The sequence below is a fragment of the Rubellimicrobium rubrum genome (assembly GCF_006152115.1).
Classification (GTDB): Bacteria; Pseudomonadota; Alphaproteobacteria; order Rhodobacterales; family Rhodobacteraceae; genus Rubellimicrobium; species Rubellimicrobium rubrum.
The window spans coordinates 146752-163264 of sequence record NZ_VDFU01000002.1 but is presented as its reverse complement, the minus strand read 5'-3'; the positions used below and the strand labels follow the sequence as shown (position 1 = coordinate 163264).

The window sequence follows — 16513 nt, the reverse complement described above, 5'->3', positions numbered from 1 at the left end:
CGTGTCAGGCCGGAACGTTCAGCCCGGCCAGGGCCGCGTCGCAGCGGGCGCAGACATGCGGATGCGGGTGCGTCCCCACGTCAGGAAGGATCTTCCAGCAGCGCTGGCACTTCTCGCCCTCGGCCAGGGCGAAGACCACCGCCACCTCCGGCACGTCCGGCAGCCGGAACGCGCCTTCCGGGGCCGCATCGGTCGTGACCACGATGCCCGAGGTGATGGACAGGTCCTCGAAGGCCACCCCCCGCAGCGCCTGCGCGAGCGCGTCGGAGACGAACACCGTCGGCGCGGCCTCCAGCGAAGCCCCGATGACCTTGGCCGTCCGCTGCTTCTCCAGCGCGCCGGTCACGACACGGCGGGCGGCGCGGATGGCCTGCCACTTGGTGTCCAGAGCCTCGTCGCGCCAGTCGGAGGGCGTGGTGGGGAAGTCCTGGAGGTGGACCGAGGAGTCCTCGCCCGGGTGACGCTCCAGCCAGACCTCCTCCATGGTGAAGGTCAGGATGGGGGCGAGCCAGGTGGTCAGGCGGTCGAACAGATGCACGAGCACCGTCCGCGCGGCCCGGCGACGCTCCGTGTCGCCGTCGCAGTAGAGGGTGTCCTTGCGGATGTCGAAGTAGAAGGCCGACAGGTCCACGGTGGCAAAGTTGAACAGCGCCTGGAACACGCCCTGGAAGTCGTAGGCGGCGTAGCCGGTGCGGACGACCTCATCCAGTTCGGCCAGGCGGTGGAGCACCCAGCGCTCCAGCTCGGGCATCTGGGCGGGCTCGACCCGGTCGGCCTCGGTCACGTCGCCAAGGCTCCCCAGCAGGAACCGCATGGTGTTGCGGAGGCGGCGGTAGCTGTCGGCGGTGCCCTTGAGGATCTCGGGCCCGATGCGCTGGTCCACGGTGAAGTCGGTCTGCGCGACCCACAGCCGCAGGATGTCCGCGCCGTAGTCCTTGACGATCTGTGCGGGCGCGACGGTGTTGCCCAGCGACTTGGACATCTTCATGCCCTTCTCGTCGAGCGTGAAGCCATGGGTCAGCACGCCCCGGTAGGGCGCGCGCCCGATAGTGCCGCAGGCCTGGAGCATGGAGGAGTGGAACCAGCCGCGATGCTGGTCGGTGCCCTCCAGATACAGGTCGGCGAGGCCATCTTCGCTCCCGTCCGCGCGGTCGCGCAGGACGAAGGCATGGGTGCTCCCTGAGTCGAACCAGACGTCGAGGATGTCGAAGACCTGCTCGTAGTCGTCCGGGTTGACGATGTTGCCCAGGAGTCGCTCCTTGGAGCCGTCCTTGTACCAGGCGTCCGCGCCCTCGGCCTCAAACGCCGCGACGATGCGGGCGTTCACCTCCTCATTGCGTAGCAGGAAGTCCGCGTCGGTCGGCTTGGCGCCGCGCTTGACGAAGCAGGTCAGCGGCACGCCCCAGGCGCGCTGGCGCGACAGCACCCAGTCGGGCCGCGCCTCCATCATCGAATGGAGGCGGTTGCGGCCCGAGATGGGGGTGAAGGTCACGAGCTCCTCGATGGAGGTCAGGGCGCGCTTGCGGATGGTGTCGCCGTATTCGCCCTTGCCGTCCGAGAGGGGCTTGTCGATCGCCGCGAACCACTGGGGCGTGTTGCGGTAGATCAGCGGGGCCTTGGAGCGCCAGCTATGGGGGTAGCTGTGCTTGAGCTTTCCTTTCGCGAAGAGCCCGCCCGCGCCCGCCAGCGCCTTGATGACGGAGACGTTGGCGGGGCCTTCCTTGCCGTCGGGCTGGATGATGTGCTGGCCGCCGAAGAGCGGCAGGTCGGCGCGGTAGGAGCCGTCCTCCATGACGTTGTAGGTCATGGGCAGGCCATAGCGGAGGCCGAGCTGGTAGTCGTCGTCGCCGTGCGAGGGCGCGGTGTGGACGAAGCCGGTGCCCGCGTCCTCGGTGACGTGCTCGCCGGGGAGGACGGGGACGTCGTAGTCCCACTCGCCGTTCGCGCCCTCAAGCCCGCGGAAGGGGTGGGCGAGGGTGAGGGCCGACAGCTCTTCGGCCGACACGTCGCGGAGACGCTGGACGTCGCCTTCGGCGAACTTCGCATGCGCAAAGACGGCACCCGCGAGGGCGTCGGCGAGGATCACCGTCTCGCTCGTCGCGGGCTTGTCGTCCGTCCCGGGGCGGTTCGCCTGGTAGAGGCCGTAGGCGATGGAGGGGCCGAAAGCCACTGCGCGGTTCTGCGGGATGGTCCACGGAGTTGTCGTCCAGATCAGGACACTCGCGTCGGATAGCTGCGCGTTCAGTTCCGCACCAAACAGAACCCGCGTGGTCCCGTCCTCCCGGTAGGAGGATTTCCGAGGCTGGGAGGCGTCGGCGGCGACCGGAAACCGCACCCAGACCTGGTGGCTGGTCACGTCCTGGTATTCCACCTCGGCCTCGGCCAGGGCGGTCTTTTCGACGGGGCTCCACATGACGGGCTTCGAGCCCTGGTAGAGGCTGCCGTTCATCAGGAACTTTTGGAACTCCCCGGCGATGACGGCCTCGGCGTGGAAGTCCATCGTCAGGTAGGGGTCGGACCAGTTGCCGGTGATGCCGAGGCGCTTGAACTCCTCGCGCTGGATCTCCACCCAATGCTCCGCGAACTTCCGGCACTCCTGCCGGAAGTCGACGACCGAGACGTCGTCCTTGTTCAGGCCCTTGGACCGGTACTGCTCCTCGATCTTCCACTCGATGGGAAGGCCGTGGCAGTCCCAGCCGGGGATGTAGCGCGCGTCCCGGCCCATCATCTGCTGGGACCGCACCACCATGTCCTTGAGGACCTTGTTCAGCCCGTGGCCGATATGGAGGTTGCCGTTCGCGTAAGGAGGGCCGTCGTGCAGGATGAAGGGCGCGCGTCCCGCCGCCGAGGCCCGCAGCCGCTCGTAGATGCCGATCCGCGCCCAGCGGGCGAGCCACTGCGGCTCGCGCTCGGGCAGCCCGGCGCGCATGGGGAACGCGGTCTCGGGCAGGTTCAGCGTGGACTTGTAGTCCGGTGCGGGCGTTTCGGTCACGGTATCGGGGGACATCGGGTCTTCTCCCTGGGATCGCAGGGTCTTTAGGGGAGAAGGGGCCTGGGGTCCAGCGGGAGAGGGGGTCGGTTCCGGCGCGGGTGCGGGGATCGGCCCGGCAGGAGGCGGCAAGGCAGGAGGCTGCGCTGCAAGGGCCGCATCCGCCGCGTCGTCCTCGGCCGCCAGATCGGGGTAGCGGGCGCGGAGATAACGGGGCACGCGGGGGCGCGGATGGTCGGGGAAGTGGTATCCGCTCTGCTCGAAGGTTTCGCGCATGATCCAGTTCCGCGCGACCCGCGCCTCGAGCACCGGGTCAGAGACGCGGCAGGGCCCATGCGGGCGAGGCGGCTTCGCAGCCGGGCGGGGTAGGTGGGGCGAGGGGAGCGGCGCGTCGAGATCGAGGGGCATGGGCGGTGTCCTGCGGAGGGCAGGACCAGAATGGCAGCGCGGGGTTGAGGGCGCGTGGCGGCGGCGCGCGGTGGGGGACGGGGCGCAACGCCCGCGGCGCGGAGTTGACAGGCGGCAGGCCGCCCCTATCCTTCGGGGCGTCTGCCAAGGAGTGTCGTGTCGTGGACAACCCCGCCTGATCGCCTGAACGGCCAGTCGCCGCCGCGCCCATGACGGGATCGCGGCCCGTCCCACGTCCCCCGAGGAGTGCCCTGCCGATGGACAGCCTGCGCTAGCCGCCCCGTGATGGGCGGCCTGGGGGCGTTCGGGGCCCGCATGTCCCGCTCGCCCGCCTTCCCGCTTCTCTCGCACGAAGGCACAGCCATGACCGACAAGCCCGCATTCCACCCGAAGCCGGGGCGGATCGATTTGACACGCCCGCTGCCGTCCCTGCCCAAGGCCACACCGCCCAAGGGCTTTGACCCCTCCACGCTGGGTCACTGGAACGGCGGCCCCAAGGGGCCCAAAGGCAGGCCCATGCAGCTTCCCCGCAAGTCGGGGAACCGCTGAGGCCCCGCGTGCCCCGGTGGGAGGTCCGCCGGGGCGCGTTCGTTATGGAACCGGCGCCCAGATCACCTCGTCGATGCGGGGGGCGCCGGTCGCCAGCATGACCAGCCGGTCGAAGCCTAGCGCGATGCCCGACGCTGGGGGCATGTGGGCGAGGGCCGCGAGGAAATCCTCGTCGAGCGGGTAGGTCTCGCCGTAGACGCGCTGTTTCTCGGCCATCTCGGCCTCGAACCTGTGGCGCTGCTCGGCGGAGTCGGTGAGTTCGCCGAAGCCGTTCGCGAGTTCCACTCCGCAGGCGTACAACTCGAACCGCTCGGCCACGCGGGGGTCGTCGGGCGCGCGGCGGGCCAGCGCGGCCTCGGCGGCGGGGAAGCGGTCGAGGATCGTGGGGCGGCCGTGGCCCAGATGAGGCTCGACGCGGGTCGTCAGGATCTTGGACAGGATGTCGGACCAGGTGTCGTCGGGAGAGGTCGCCTCTCCGGCGGCCTGGGCCTGCGCGCGCAAGGCGCTGGCATCGGGGCTGCCGTCGGGGCGGATCGTGGCGAGGAGGTCGATGCCCGCATGCCGCCCGAAGGCCTCGGCCACGGACAAGCGTTCGGGCGGCGCGAAGGGGTCGCAGGTGCGGTCGCGGAAGCGGAGGGTCGCGGCCCCGGCGGCCTCGGCGGCCATGCGGAGGATCGCGGCGCAGTCCTCCATCAGCGCCTCGTAGGGGGCGCCCACGCGGTACCATTCGAGCATCGTGAACTCGGGGTGGTGGAGGGGGCCACGCTCGCGGTTGCGCCAGACATGGGAGAAGCTGAACAGGCGGGTTTCCCCTGCGGCGAGCAGCTTTTTCAGCGCGAATTCCGGCGAGGTGTGGAGATAAAGGGTGCGGGGCTGGCCGTCGTTGCCGATGGCCTGAGCGGTGAAGGCGTGCAGATGCGCCTCGTTGCCCGGAGAGGTCTGGAGCCCGGAGGGGTCGGCCTCAAGGAAGTCCTGATCGGCGAACCAGGCGCGCAGGGCGGCCTGGAGGCGGTTGCGGGCGAGGAGAAGCGGGCGGCGCGTTTCGTGGCGCGCGGGGGTCCACCAGGGGTCGGTCATGGCGCGATCCTCTGGCGCAAACGGACGGGATGCGCTAGGGGCCCTCGCGATGCGTCCCGGGTGGCGGGGCTCCGATGACCATGGGGGTCGTGGGGCCCGCGCGGGGCCGCCGCCATTGTCATCCAGGGACCTGATCCGTGAAAGTCATCGCCTCCTCGCTCCGCAAGGGCAACGTCCTCGAGATCGACGGCAAGCTCCATGTCGTGCTGACCGTCTCGAACTTCCACCCCGGCAAGGGCACGCCCACGACCTCGGCCGACCTGCGTCGCCTGCAGGACGGCGTGAAGGTGTCCGAGCGCTGGCGCACCGTCGAGCAGGTCGAGCGGGTGAACGTGGACGAGCGGGAGTACGACTTCCTGTACGAGGACGGCGAAGGCTTCCACTTCATGCAGCCCGAATCCTACGAGCAGGTCGCCGTGTCGCCCGACCTGATCGGCGACGACAAGGTGTACCTGCAGGAAGGCATGCGGGTCTACCTCAAGACCTATGAGGGGGCCGCGGTGGGGATCGAATACCCCCAGAAGATCACCGTGGAGATCGTCGAGACCGAGCCGGTGGTGAAGGGCCAGACGGCCTCGTCGTCCTACAAGCCCGCGATGACAGCGAGCGGCATCCGCGTCATGGTGCCGCCGCATATCGGCGTGGGGACCCGCGTGGTCATCAACACCGAGGACAATTCGTACCAGGGCCGCGCCCAGGACTGAGGCGATCGGGCCCCGTCCCGGCGACGGGGCCTATTCTACGACGGTTTCTACGACGGTCGGGCTCAGACGATCAGGAGGTCGTCCGCCAAGGCTCCGGCGCGCGACACCCCCCACAGGGTCAGGCTGTCGTCGCCCCAGCGGAAGACGAGGTGGCCGTCGGTCGCCTCGGCCCCCGCCAGGACCTGCTTGACGGTCCGTCCCCCGCCCCAGAGCGCATCATCGAGCGAGAGCGTGTCCGCGTTGTCGGTGAAGCCGCGGATGACGTCGTGGCCGGTGCCGTTCTTCAGCACGAAGATGTCAGACCCCGAGCCGCCCCAAAGCCGATCCGCGCCTTGCCCGCCATCGAGCCGGTCCGCGCCGCCCGACCCTTCGAGACGGTCGTCCCCCGCGCCCCCCAGGAGGCGGTCCTGGCCGGTGCCCCCAAAGAGGCGGTCGCCTCCACCGTCGCCGTGCAGGACGTCGTTGCCGTCCGATCCCGAGAGGCTGTCCTGCCCGGCCTGGCCGCGCAGGAGGTTGTTCGCCGCGTTGCCGCCGACCCTGTCGTCACCCGAGCCGGCCACGTACTCCTCGATGATCGTGCCGCGCGCGATGGCGAGGTTGTGGACGTTCCCCGCCCAGTCCGAGAACTGGCCGGGCCGGAGGTCGATCCGCTGGTCGCGCGCCCCGAAGCTCAGGTCCAGGCGGTCGCGGCCCCCTTCGTCGAAGATCGTCATGGCGAAGGGGCCGCCGCGCACGAGGGCTGCGTTCGGCTCGTCGCCCGCTGCGGCGGCAAAGAAGCGGCCCAGGACGGTGCCGGGGTCCATGCCCCGGCCCCAGACCGTGTTGCCGGCGCTCATCCCGCCGACGGGCGCGCCATAGAGTTTCTGGATGGCGATGATGTCCACCATCATCGGCGTGATGGTATAGGCGAACGTGGCGGGGTCGGTCGGATTGTCGCCACCCTGCCAGAAATAGGACATGGCCGACAGGCTCATGGAGTCGTTGCCGAAGATGGCGTCCCGGGCGTAGTTGGCGTTCTCGTTGTAGGGGCCCTGATGGCCGAGGCCCAGGGCGTGGCCGATCTCGTGGACGTTGACGTAGAAGGCGTAGCTGTCGATCGTCGTGCCCGAGGACAGCACGTCGCGGCCCACATTGACGCCGTTGTCGAGGATGAGGTGGCCATCGACCAGTCCCCCGCCGCCCCAGCCGCCGGGCTGGGCGTCGTCGAAGGTGATGTCCGCCGGATGGCTGGTCGTGGCGACGCGGAGGTCGATGTCGGCCACGGCCTCCCAGGTTTCCATGGCGGCCCAGGCGAGACGGCGACCGGCGTCGGTCAGGCCCGACACGTCCACGCGGATGACTGTGGTGCCGGAGCCGCCGTCGTAGCTGCGCCAGCCGAGTCCGTCGCCCATGGCGCTGCCCCAGTAGCCATCGGTGAGATAGCGGGCGAGGTCGTCAAGCGTGGCAGGCGCGGGCATGGGGATTCCTGGTCGGGGGTGGAAGGGTCAGGGCCATGGAGCGCCGACCGGCCTTGTCCGGCGGGATGGTCCCGGCGGCGTTGCTGGGCGGGTCGTGCGACGCGGATCATGCCTGGCCCTCGAAAGCGGGCACCCTGACAGGGGTGCCTCTGGCAACCTTCGATTGCACGATGGCCGTTCGGGCCGGGCAGAGCAAGGGGGCGCCCCCGCGCAGGGAACCGGGACGCGCCCCAGCCCCGGACAGGGGCTCCTCGGCTTAGCGGCGGTCCCTCAGCGCATAGGCGCCCAGCGTCACCAAGCCCCAGGCGAGCACGGCGAACAGCGCGGTCAGGCCGGCCAGCGTCCAGCGCCGGGGATAGTCCGACCGCTCGGCCAAGGTGGGCTCCACATGGGCGGCCAAGTAGCGGGTCTGCTGCCGTCCCTCGGCCAGGGCCGAATCATAGCTGGCCATGGCGGCCACGTAGGTCTGTTCCGCGAACTGCTGGTCCACCATCAGGCGCTCGTATTCGCCGACCAGATCGGCGAAGGCCGCGCCGTTGCGGGGGGCCAGCCCGTCGCCGCCTTCGGGGGCTGCGTCGGAAGCCGTTTCGGGGGCGTCATCCGTGCCGCCGAAGCTGAGCGCGGGCCCTTCCGGGGCGGCAAGGCCCGCGGCGACAGGGCGGCCCAGGCCGAGCTTGGCCCGTTCCTCCTCCATGCGGCGCTGGATCACCTGCACGCGGGCGAGGGCCTGCTCCACCCGGGGGTCCGAGTCCGGCGCCCCGCCGTTGCGCAACAGGTCGAGGTCGATCAGCGTCTGGGCGAGCTGCGCCTCGAGGGAGGACAGGAGGCCCATCTGACTTTGGATCGAGACCGAAGGATCGACGATCTGGGTTTCGTTGCGGAAGCGGGTCAGCGCCTCGCGCGCGGTCTTGAGCCGCTCCAGCGACAGGTCCAGCTCCTGGCGGGCGAGGCGGGTGGTGTCCGCGACGGCGATGTCGGACAGGCGGTTGATGAGGGCCTGCGATTCCAGGTAGATCGCCTGGGCGATGGCCTGGGCGTCCTCGGGCGCGAAGGCCTGCACCTGGACGTCGAGGAGGCCCGTGCTGGTGTCGTTGTACACGGCCACCATCCGGTCCCAGTAATCGTGGAGATCCTCGATCGTGCCGGGGGCGTGGTAGGCGAAGATCGGATCCTGCGCCGGATCGCCCTTGGCCCAGAGGGCGCGCAGGTCGAGCTGCCGGTCCACGGCGGCGACGATCTCCTGGGACTGGATGAAGCGGTAAAGGATGTCGGTGTCCTTGGAGGAGGAGCCGCCGAACCCCGCGACCCCGCCGAGGAGGTCCAGAGGCGAGCCCATCTCCTCGGTCCGGACGGAAAAGCCGACCTCGGAGCCGTAGCGGGGCGTGGCGCGCTCCCACAGGTACCAGGCTGCCAGAGCGGTCGGGAGGATCACGCACAGGACGAAGCTGACCAGAACGGCCCAGTGCCGCCCGCGCGCGCGTGCCGGGGGCGCCGGGACGGGAAACGGGCGCGGGGCGGCCAGAGCCTCGGGGGGGCTGTCCTCCCGCGGGCGAGTCTCGGGAGGGCGGGTCTCGGGAGGCCGGGCCGGTGCGGGCTGCCGTTGGGAACGCGCCGCGACCGCTGGGCCGCCGCCTGCACCGGCGCGCGCGCCTGCACCTGGGCCGCCGGCACCCCCGCCTGCGCCGTTGCGCTGCGGCGGGCGACCGGCGCGCCTTGCCTCGAGCGACAGGACAGGTCCGGGCTCGCCCTTGGCGGGAGGGGCACCGTTCTTGCCCCGGCTGGGCGGCGCGGGTTCCGCGGCGGGCGGGGGCGGGGTCGCGGCGTCCGCCGGGGCGGCTTCGGGGTTGGCCGGGGTGGAGCCGTCGCTGGGGGGAGGCGTGTCGGCTGGGCCTTGTAGCGTCATGGGAACCTGGGCTGCTGCGACGGGACCGTGTGACCGGATGGGACCGGCCGCGCTGTCGGATCGGGGTGCATTCAGTGTGGATCATTACAGGGGCCCGGCAAGGTTGACCAGACGGCACGGGCCTGCCGGGGACGCGCGATCCGGAAGGGGCTGCTTCGGCGCTGGCGCCGGGCTAGGTTCGGGTGGGGCCGGATGGGCGCAAGGGGGAAGATCGTGGATTCAGGGGTCGCCATCGTCACCGGAGCGGGGACGGGCGTGGGACGGGCAGTGGCGCGGGCGCTGGTGGGGGCCGGCTGGCGAGTGGGGTTCCTCGGACGGCGCGCGGCGCTGCTGGAGGAAGCGGTGGCCGAGGCCGGCGGGGGCCTCGTGCTGCCCTGCGACGTGACGGACCCGGCCGAGGTGGAATCGGCCGTGGCGCGGGTCGTGGCGGAATGGGGGCGGCTGGACCTGCTGTTCAACAACGCCGGACGGGGCTTCAAGGCCGCGACCATCGACGAGACGCCGGTCGGGGAATGGCTCGACGTGGTGGCGGTGAACCTGACGGGGAGCTTCCTGTGCGCCCGCGCGGCCTTTGCGCAGATGCGGCGGCAGTCCCCGCAGGGCGGGCGGATCATCAACAACGGCTCGGTCAGCGCGCAGGCGCCCCGGCCCGGATCGGTGGCCTATACGGCGACCAAGCACGCCATCACCGGGCTGACCAAATCGCTGGCGCTGGACGGACGGCCCTTCGACATCGCCTGCGGGCAGATCGACATCGGCAACGCCCTGACCGAGATGGCGCGGCCCATGACCGTGGGCGTGCCGCAGGCGGACGGGAGCATCCGGCCCGAGGCCACCATGGACCCCGAGGACGTGGCGCGAGCGGTTCTCTACATGGCGGGGCTGCCGCTTTCGGCGAACGTTCTGACGATGACGGTGATGGCGAGCAAGATGCCGCTGGTGGGGAGGGGCTGATCCATGAGGATCCTTGTGACCGGCGCGGCCGGGATGATCGGGCGCAAGCTCGTGCAGCGGCTGCTGGCCGAGGACGGGCTGGGGGTGCATCCCATCGAATCGCTGATCCTGCATGACGTGGTGCGGCCCGAGGCTGGCTCGGCCAAGGTGGTGGCGCTGGAAAGCGACCTGTCGGCCCCGGGCGAGGTCGAGGCGCTGGTGGCGCACCGGCCGGACCTGATCGTTCATCTGGCCGGGGTCGTATCGGGCGAGGCGGAGCGAAACTTCGACCTGGGCTACCGGGTCAACCTCGATGGGACGCGGGCGCTGCTGGAGGCCGTCCGGGCGGCGGGCCTGGCGCCGCGGGTGGTCTATGCCTCGACCGAGGCGGTGTTCGGGCGGCCCTTTCCGGACGTCATCCCCGACGACCTTGCGCCGCAGCCGCTGACCTCCTATGGGACGCAGAAGCTGATCGGAGAGGCGCTGATCAACGACTGGTCGCGCCGGGGGCTGATCGACGGGGTGTCGATCCGGTTCCCGACCATCTGCGTGCGTCCCGGCAAGCCCAACGCGGCGGCGAGCGGGTTCTTTTCGGGCATCATCCGGGAGCCGCTGGTCGGGCTGCCCGCGGTGCTGCCGGTGCCGCGCGACGTGGTGCACACGATGGCCTCCCCCCGGGCGGCGGTGGGGTTCATCCTCCATGCGGCGACCATGGACACCGCGCCCCTGGGCGCGCGGCGGGCGGTGATCCCGCCGGGGGTGGCCGTCAGCGTCGGCGAAGAGATCGAGGCGCTGCGGGCGGTGGCGGGCGACAAGGCCGTGGCCCTGATCGAGGAGCGGCCCGACCCCGCCGTCTGGGCCATCGTCGAGACCTGGGCCAAGGCCTTCGAGGCCAAGCGGGGCCGGGACCTGGGCTTCGAGGCGGAAGGGAGCTTCGACGAGATCCTGCAGGTCCATATCGAGGACGAGCTGGGCGGGCGCGTACCGAACTGATCCCCGGAGCGCCCGCAAGGGGCCGCGCGTCAGACCGGGCTGACGAGCGGCTCGCCCGCGAAGAGCGCGCGCAGGTTGGCCAGGACGTTCGCGGACATGCCGTCGCGGGTTTCCTGGGTGGCGCTGCCGATATGAGGGGTCAGGATCACGTTGGGCCGGTGCAGGAGGCGCGGGTCGGGGCGGGGCTCGTTCCACATGACGTCGAGCGCGGCTCCGCCGAGGCGGCCCGCATCCAGCGCCTCGATCAGGGCGGGCTCGTCCACCACGGTGCCGCGCGCGACGTTGACGAGCAGGCCCTGGGGGCCGAGGGCGGCCAGGATCTCGGCGTTGACCATGGATTTCGTCTCGGCCCCGCCGGGGACGACCACCATCAGGATGTCGGCGTCGGTCGCCACCCGGAGCAGGTCGGGCTCGTAGGGGTAGGGGGAGTCCTTGGGGCGGCGCGAGGTGTAAAGGATTTCGAGCCCGAAGGCCTCGGCCCGCCGGGCAATGGCGGTGCCGATGGTGCCAAGGCCCAGGATGCCCAGCGTCCGACCCCGGAGGCTGCGGCCCAGGGGCGCCTCGCCCTCGGCCCAGGCGCCGCTGCGGACATGCTCCTGCAGGGCGGGCAGGGTTTTCCAGCCGGCCAAGAGGAGCATCATCGCCACGTCCGCGACCTCGTCCGCCAAGGCGGGGGACGGGTTGGTGACGGGGATGCCACGGGCGCCGAGGGCGTCGCGGTCGATGCCTTCGAGCCCCGCCGAGCCCGAGGCGACAAGGCGGAGTGCGGGCAGCCGGTCGATCTGCGCGGCGGTCAGGCCCGTGTGGCCGTCGGTGACCACCACCTCGATCCGGGGGCCGACCGCGTCGAGATCGGCGTCGGGACGGTGGACCTCGTAGGCGGCCTCCAGCTCGGACTGGCGGTCTGGCATCGGGAGGGGGTTGAGGACGAGAACGGCGGGCTTGCTCATGCGGGGTCCTTGCTGCGGCGGGCGCGTTCGCGCCAGAGGGTGAAAAGGCCCGCGCCGACCACGACGGCCGCGCCGATCACGGTGGTGCCGTGCAGCGTTTCGTCGAAGACGGTGACGCCGATGGCCGAGGCGAAGACGAGCTGGAGATAGGCGAAGGGCTGAACGGTCGAGGCCTCGGCCACCTCGTAGGTCTTGATGAGCAGCCAATGGCCGGTGATTGCCATGACGCTGAGGAGCACCATCAGCGCCCAGTCGGCGGCGGACATCGGTTCCCAGTGGAACAGGCCCACGGCGGTCATGGCAACAGCGCCGACCGTGCCGGTCCAGAAAAAGCTGGTGGCGGCGCTGTCCTTGCGCGCCACGAAGCGGGTGAGCAGGCTGTAGAGCGCGAACAGCAGGGCGCCGCAGAGCGCCGTGAGCCCGCGCGGGTCGAACACGGCGACGCCGGGGCGCAGGATGATCAGGATGCCCAGGAACCCCACGCCGATGGCGGTCCAGCGCCGCCATCCGACCTTTTCCCCCAGCACGGGACCGGACAGGGCGGCGATCAGCAGCGGGCAGGCGGCAAAGAGCGCGTGGCTCTGCGCGAGGCCCAGGAGCGTGAAGGCGTAGATCGTCACGCAGATCTCGACCACGAGGAGGATGGCCCGCAGGATCTGGAGCACGGGGTGCGAGGTTCTGGCCGCGGCCCGGACCGAGCCCTGCTGGGCGCGGCCCAGGAGGATCACGAAGCCCGCGAAGAACCAGAAGCGGACCATGACGACCATGGTGACGTTGGTGGCCTCGGCCAGATGGCGCGACACGCCGTCCTGGAGCGAGAAGATCACGCAGGTCAGCACCATGAGCGCGATGCCCAGGCGGGCGTCGTTGCGCTGGGGGATAGCGGTGGCGGCGGTCATGCGGGACGCCGTGCCACGGTCATGTGGCGCTTGGTGCCGAAACCGGGGCGGCGCTCGACCTCCAGGCCCGCCTCGGCCAGCGCGCGGCGGACATGGCCCGCGGCGCTGTAGGTGGCAAGCGTTCCGCCGGGGACGATCCTGCGGGCCACGGCCTGGAGGAGCGACGGCTCCCACATCTCGGGGTTCTTGGCGGGCGAGAAGCCGTCGAGATAGACGGCGTCGGCCCCGCTGTCCCAAGCGGGCAGGGTGGCCCGCGCGTCGCCATGGACGATGGCGAGGGTCACGTCCCCCAAGCGCCAGGGGCCGGGGGTGGCCAGGGCGGCCTCGAGCTCGGCGGCCTCGGGGGCGATCTCGGGAAAGGCCCGGAGCGCGCGGGCGCGGTCGGCGGGGTCCATCGGGAATGCCTCGAAGCTGGTGTAAAGGAGCGGGCCGGGCGTGCCGGCGTCGCGCAGGGCGCGGAGCGTCACGAGGAAGTTGAGGCCGGTGCCGAAGCCCAGCTCCAGAACCCGGAAGCCGGGGCGCGCGCGCTGGGGCAGGCCGTTGCCCGCCAGGAAGACGTGGCGCGTTTCGGCCAGCCCGCCCTGGAGCGAGAAGTAGGGATCGTCGAAGCGACTCGAGACGGGGATGCCGTCGCGCCAGTCGAGCGGGGCGGTCTGGTCCGGCATGGCGAAACCGTGGTTCAAGGTCGGGCGGGACCATGGTCGGGGGCGGCGGGAATGGCAAGGATCGACGTGCCGGTCGATGTGACCGTGCGGGGGGCGGGGGTGCTGGGGCTTTCGGTGGCGTATGCCTGCGCCGCACGGGGGGCTCGGGTTCGGGTCATCGACCCCCACGGGGTTGGCGCAGGGGCGAGCGGCGGCGTTGTCGGCGCGCTGTCGCCGCATGTTCCGGAGGGGTGGGACGAGGGCAAGGAGGCGCAACTGGACAGCCTGCTGATGCAGGAGGCGTTCTGGGCCGGGGTGCGGGAGGCGGGCGGCAGGGACGCGGGTTATGCGCGGACTGGACGCCTGATGCCGGTCGCGGACGCCAAGGGCTTGGACCTCGCGCGGCGGCGGGGCGAGGCGGCGCGGGAGGTGTGGCGTGGCGCGGCGACCTGGGAGGTGGTGCCCGCGCCCCAGGGCTGGGGGCCGGTCTCGGGCTCGGGCTGGGTCGTGCGCGATACCCTGGCGGCGCGGGTGGCGCCCCGGCGGGCCCTGGCGGCGCTGGTCGCGGCGGTCCGCGCGCTGGGTGGAGAGGTCGTGCCGGAGGGGGCGGAGGAGGGCGCGCTGGTTCTGGCCACCGGCGTCGCGGGCCTGGGTGGCGCGGGAGTGAAGGGGCAGGCGGCGCTGGTGCGGCGGCCGGGGGTGGAGGACTGTCCGCAGGTCTATGCGGGCGGGATCTATGTGGTGCCCCATGCGGATGGGACCGTGGCGGTGGGATCGACGGCCGAGAAGGTGTGGGACCACCCCACGGCCACGGACGAACGGCTGGACGAGGTGATCGCGAAGGCGCGCGCCCTGGTGCCTGCCCTGGGTGACGCGCCGGTGATCGAGCGTTGGGCGGCGGTGCGGCCCCGCGCGCCCTCCGGGGCGCTATGGCTGGGCCGGTCGGGCGGGGGCTTTGTCGCGAACGGCGGGTTCCGCACCGGATTCGGGATGGCGCCGCTGGTGGGGCGGCTCATGGCGGATCTGGTGCTGGAGGGGCGCGACGCGATCCCGGTGGCGTTCCGGGCCGAAGGATAGGGGGCTCGGGCCCCCAGCGCGTTCTGCGCCAGGGGCCCCCTCATGACGCGGCCACCGGCCCGGCCTTTCTGGCCGAACTGCGTTAAGGTGGTCGTTCGCCCGTGCCGCTCCGGGTTGCCTGTTCGTTAGTCCCGCAGCGATTCGCCTCTATTTCGCTAATAATGGTTAATGAAACGTATACTCGCCCAGGTTGTACTGAATAACCGTCATTATGCCTTGCCGGTTCCCTGCCCCTGAACCAAGTTGCGCGCGGCAGCGGAGGGGGGCGGCGATGCGGCACGGCGGACAGATCCTGGCGGACCAGTTGCGGGCGCAGGGCGTGCGGCGGGTGTTCTCGGTGCCTGGGGAAAGCTTTCTCGCGGTGCTGGACGGGCTGCACGAGAGCGGGGTCCAGAACGTCGTCTGCCGGCAGGAGGGCGGCGCGGCCATGATGGCCGAGGCGCAGGGCAAGCTGACGGGGGAGCCGGGCGTGTGCTTCGTCACCCGGGGGCCGGGGGCCACCAACGCGGCGGCAGGCGTCCATGTGGCGCGGCAGGACTCCACCCCCATGATCCTGTTCATCGGACAGATCGAGACCGGGCACCGCGACCGCGAGGCATTTCAGGAGGTGGACTTCCGCGCGATGTTCGGGCCGCTGGCCAAGTGGGTGGCCGAGATCGACGCCACGGACCGCATCCCCGAATACGTGGCGCGGGCCTTTTCCGTTGCGACCTCTGGGCGGCCAGGGCCGGTGGTGCTGTCCCTGCCCGAGGACGTGCTGAACGGCCAGGCGGCGGTGCCCGACTGGGCGGGGCGCTTTCCGCGCCTGCCCTGCGACCAGTCCGGGCCCGCGCGGGTGGTGATGGAGGCGCTGCGGGGGGCGTCGCGCCCGCTCGTGGTCGTGGGCGGATCGCAGTGGTCGACCGAGGCGGCGGGGAACCTAGGCCGCTTTGCCGAGGCGCAGGGCCTCCCGGTCGCCTGTTCGTTCCGGCGCCAGGACTACTTGGACAACCGGCATCCCCATTACGTGGGGGACCTGAATGTCGGGATCTCGCCCCGGCTGGCGCAGCGGGTGCGCGAGGCGGATGCACTGCTGCTGCTGGGCACGCGGCTGGGGGACATCGCGACGGGGGGCTACACGCTCCTTGATCCGCGCCACCACGGCAAGCGGCTGTTCCACGTCCATCCCGACCCGGACGAGCCCGGCCATGTCTGGCGGCCCGAACTGGCGATGACGGCCGAGGCCCCGGCCTTTGTCGCGGCGCTGGCGGCGCTCGACCCGATGGGTGGGCAGTGGGCCGACTGGACCCGCGCGGCGCGCGAGGACTATGACTGGTGGCGCAGGCCGCAGGAAACGCCGGGCGCGGTGAAGCAGGAAGAGGTGATCCGCTGGCTGTCGGACAACCTCCCCGAGGATGCGGTCGTGACCAACGGGGCGGGCAACTTCGCGGCCTTCCTGCACCGGTACTTCACCTACAAGGGCTTCCGCACGCAGCTTGCCCCGACGTCCGGCTCCATGGGCTACGGCTTTCCGGCGGCGGTGGCGGCGTCGCTGGAGCATCCGGGCCGCTGCGTGGTCTGCGTGGCCGGGGACGGCGATTTCCAGATGACGCTGAACGAGATGAGCACCGCCGTGCAGCACGGGGCCTGCCCCGTCGTCGTGGTGATGAACAACGGGCGCTACGGGACTATCCGCATGCATCAGGAGCGGACCTATCCGGGCCGGGTCTCGGGGACGGACCTTGCCAACCCGGACTACGCCGCGCTGGCGCGCGCCTATGGCGGGCACGGGGAGACGGTGACGCGAGGCGAGGAGTTCGCGGACGCGTTCCAGAGGGCGCGGGGGGCGGGCACCGTCGCGGTGATCGAGTGCCGCGTGGACGGGGAGGCGCTGACGCCCTCGCAGACGTTGAGCGCGGCGCGGGAGCAGGGCATGAAGGCGAGGTAAGGT

13 protein-coding genes are annotated in these 16513 nt (G+C 71.3%); 6 read left to right on the top strand and 7 right to left on the bottom strand.

Translation table 11 applies throughout. The annotated features are described in order from the left end of the window. Positions 1–4: 4 nt before the first annotated feature. Positions 5–3007 (bottom strand): isoleucine--tRNA ligase, encoded by a 3003-nt coding sequence (gene ileS, locus FHG66_RS02390; protein WP_139075214.1) that lies wholly within the window; start codon positions 3005–3007, stop codon positions 5–7. Between the two features lie 705 nt (positions 3008–3712). Here ileS and FHG66_RS02385 point away from each other — a divergent pair. After that, positions 3713–3946 carry a hypothetical protein gene (locus FHG66_RS02385; protein WP_139075094.1) on the top strand — a complete coding sequence of 78 codons (234 nt, stop codon included), beginning with the start codon at positions 3713–3715 and terminating at the stop codon, positions 3944–3946. Between the two features lie 42 nt (positions 3947–3988). On the opposite strand, the gene epmA is transcribed toward FHG66_RS02385, so the two are convergent. Continuing rightward, positions 3989–5023 (bottom strand): EF-P lysine aminoacylase EpmA, encoded by a 1035-nt coding sequence (epmA, locus tag FHG66_RS02380; RefSeq protein WP_139075093.1) that lies wholly within the window; start codon positions 5021–5023, stop codon positions 3989–3991. 137 nt (positions 5024–5160) lie between these two features. On the opposite strand from epmA, the gene efp reads away from it, so the two are divergent. Next, positions 5161–5727: an elongation factor P gene (gene efp / locus FHG66_RS02375; protein WP_139075092.1), complete on the top strand. Its 567-nt coding sequence runs from the start codon at positions 5161–5163 to the stop codon at positions 5725–5727. Between the two features lie 62 nt (positions 5728–5789). Here the strand turns inward: efp and FHG66_RS02370 are convergent, their stop codons facing one another. Together FHG66_RS02370 and FHG66_RS02365 are read right to left on the bottom strand one after the other, a co-directional pair. After that, positions 5790–7184 (bottom strand): M10 family metallopeptidase, encoded by a 1395-nt coding sequence (locus FHG66_RS02370; RefSeq protein ID WP_139075091.1) that lies wholly within the window; start codon positions 7182–7184, stop codon positions 5790–5792. A 256-nt stretch (positions 7185–7440) separates the two neighbouring features. Then, entirely contained in the window at positions 7441–9087 is a 1647-nt protein-coding gene (locus tag FHG66_RS02365) for a KpsE/RkpR family capsule polysaccharide export protein (protein WP_139075090.1), read from the bottom strand. A 192-nt stretch (positions 9088–9279) separates the two neighbouring features. Here FHG66_RS02365 and FHG66_RS02360 point away from each other — a divergent pair, with 192 nt between their 5' ends. Both FHG66_RS02360 and denD read left to right on the top strand, forming a co-directional pair. Beyond that, positions 9280–10041 carry an SDR family oxidoreductase gene (locus FHG66_RS02360; RefSeq protein ID WP_139075089.1) on the top strand — a complete coding sequence of 254 codons (762 nt, stop codon included), beginning with the start codon at positions 9280–9282 and terminating at the stop codon, positions 10039–10041. A 3-nt stretch (positions 10042–10044) separates the two neighbouring features. Beyond that, positions 10045–11013 (top strand): D-erythronate dehydrogenase, encoded by a 969-nt coding sequence (gene denD / locus FHG66_RS02355; protein ID WP_139075088.1) that lies wholly within the window; start codon positions 10045–10047, stop codon positions 11011–11013. A gap of 29 nt (positions 11014–11042) precedes the next feature. Here the strand turns inward: denD and FHG66_RS02350 are convergent, their stop codons facing one another. From FHG66_RS02350 to mnmC2, 3 genes are read right to left on the bottom strand one after another with little or no spacing between them, the layout of a single operon-like run. Then, positions 11043–11963, bottom strand: coding sequence for a 2-hydroxyacid dehydrogenase (locus FHG66_RS02350; protein WP_139075087.1), 921 nt, complete (start codon positions 11961–11963; stop codon positions 11043–11045). Next, complete coding sequence (locus tag FHG66_RS02345; RefSeq protein ID WP_139075086.1) at positions 11960–12862, bottom strand: DMT family transporter; 903 nt, start codon at positions 12860–12862, stop codon at positions 11960–11962. Before FHG66_RS02345 ends, FHG66_RS02350 begins: the two co-directional genes overlap by 4 nt. Continuing rightward, positions 12859–13527 (bottom strand): tRNA (5-methylaminomethyl-2-thiouridine)(34)-methyltransferase MnmC2, encoded by a 669-nt coding sequence (mnmC2, locus tag FHG66_RS02340; protein WP_139075085.1) that lies wholly within the window; start codon positions 13525–13527, stop codon positions 12859–12861. The genes FHG66_RS02345 and mnmC2 overlap by 4 nt, the downstream gene beginning before the upstream one ends. Positions 13528–13578: 51 nt before the next feature. On the opposite strand from mnmC2, the gene FHG66_RS02335 reads away from it, so the two are divergent. Next, the gene (locus tag FHG66_RS02335) at positions 13579–14583 is read left to right on the top strand and encodes an NAD(P)/FAD-dependent oxidoreductase (RefSeq protein WP_139075084.1); all 1005 of its coding nucleotides are present in this window, start codon (positions 13579–13581) and stop codon (positions 14581–14583) included. A gap of 271 nt (positions 14584–14854) precedes the next feature. Further along, on the top strand, positions 14855–16510 hold the full coding sequence (locus FHG66_RS02330) for a thiamine pyrophosphate-binding protein (RefSeq protein ID WP_139075083.1): 1656 nt from the start codon (positions 14855–14857) through the stop codon (positions 16508–16510). Positions 16511–16513: the final 3 nt, after the last annotated feature.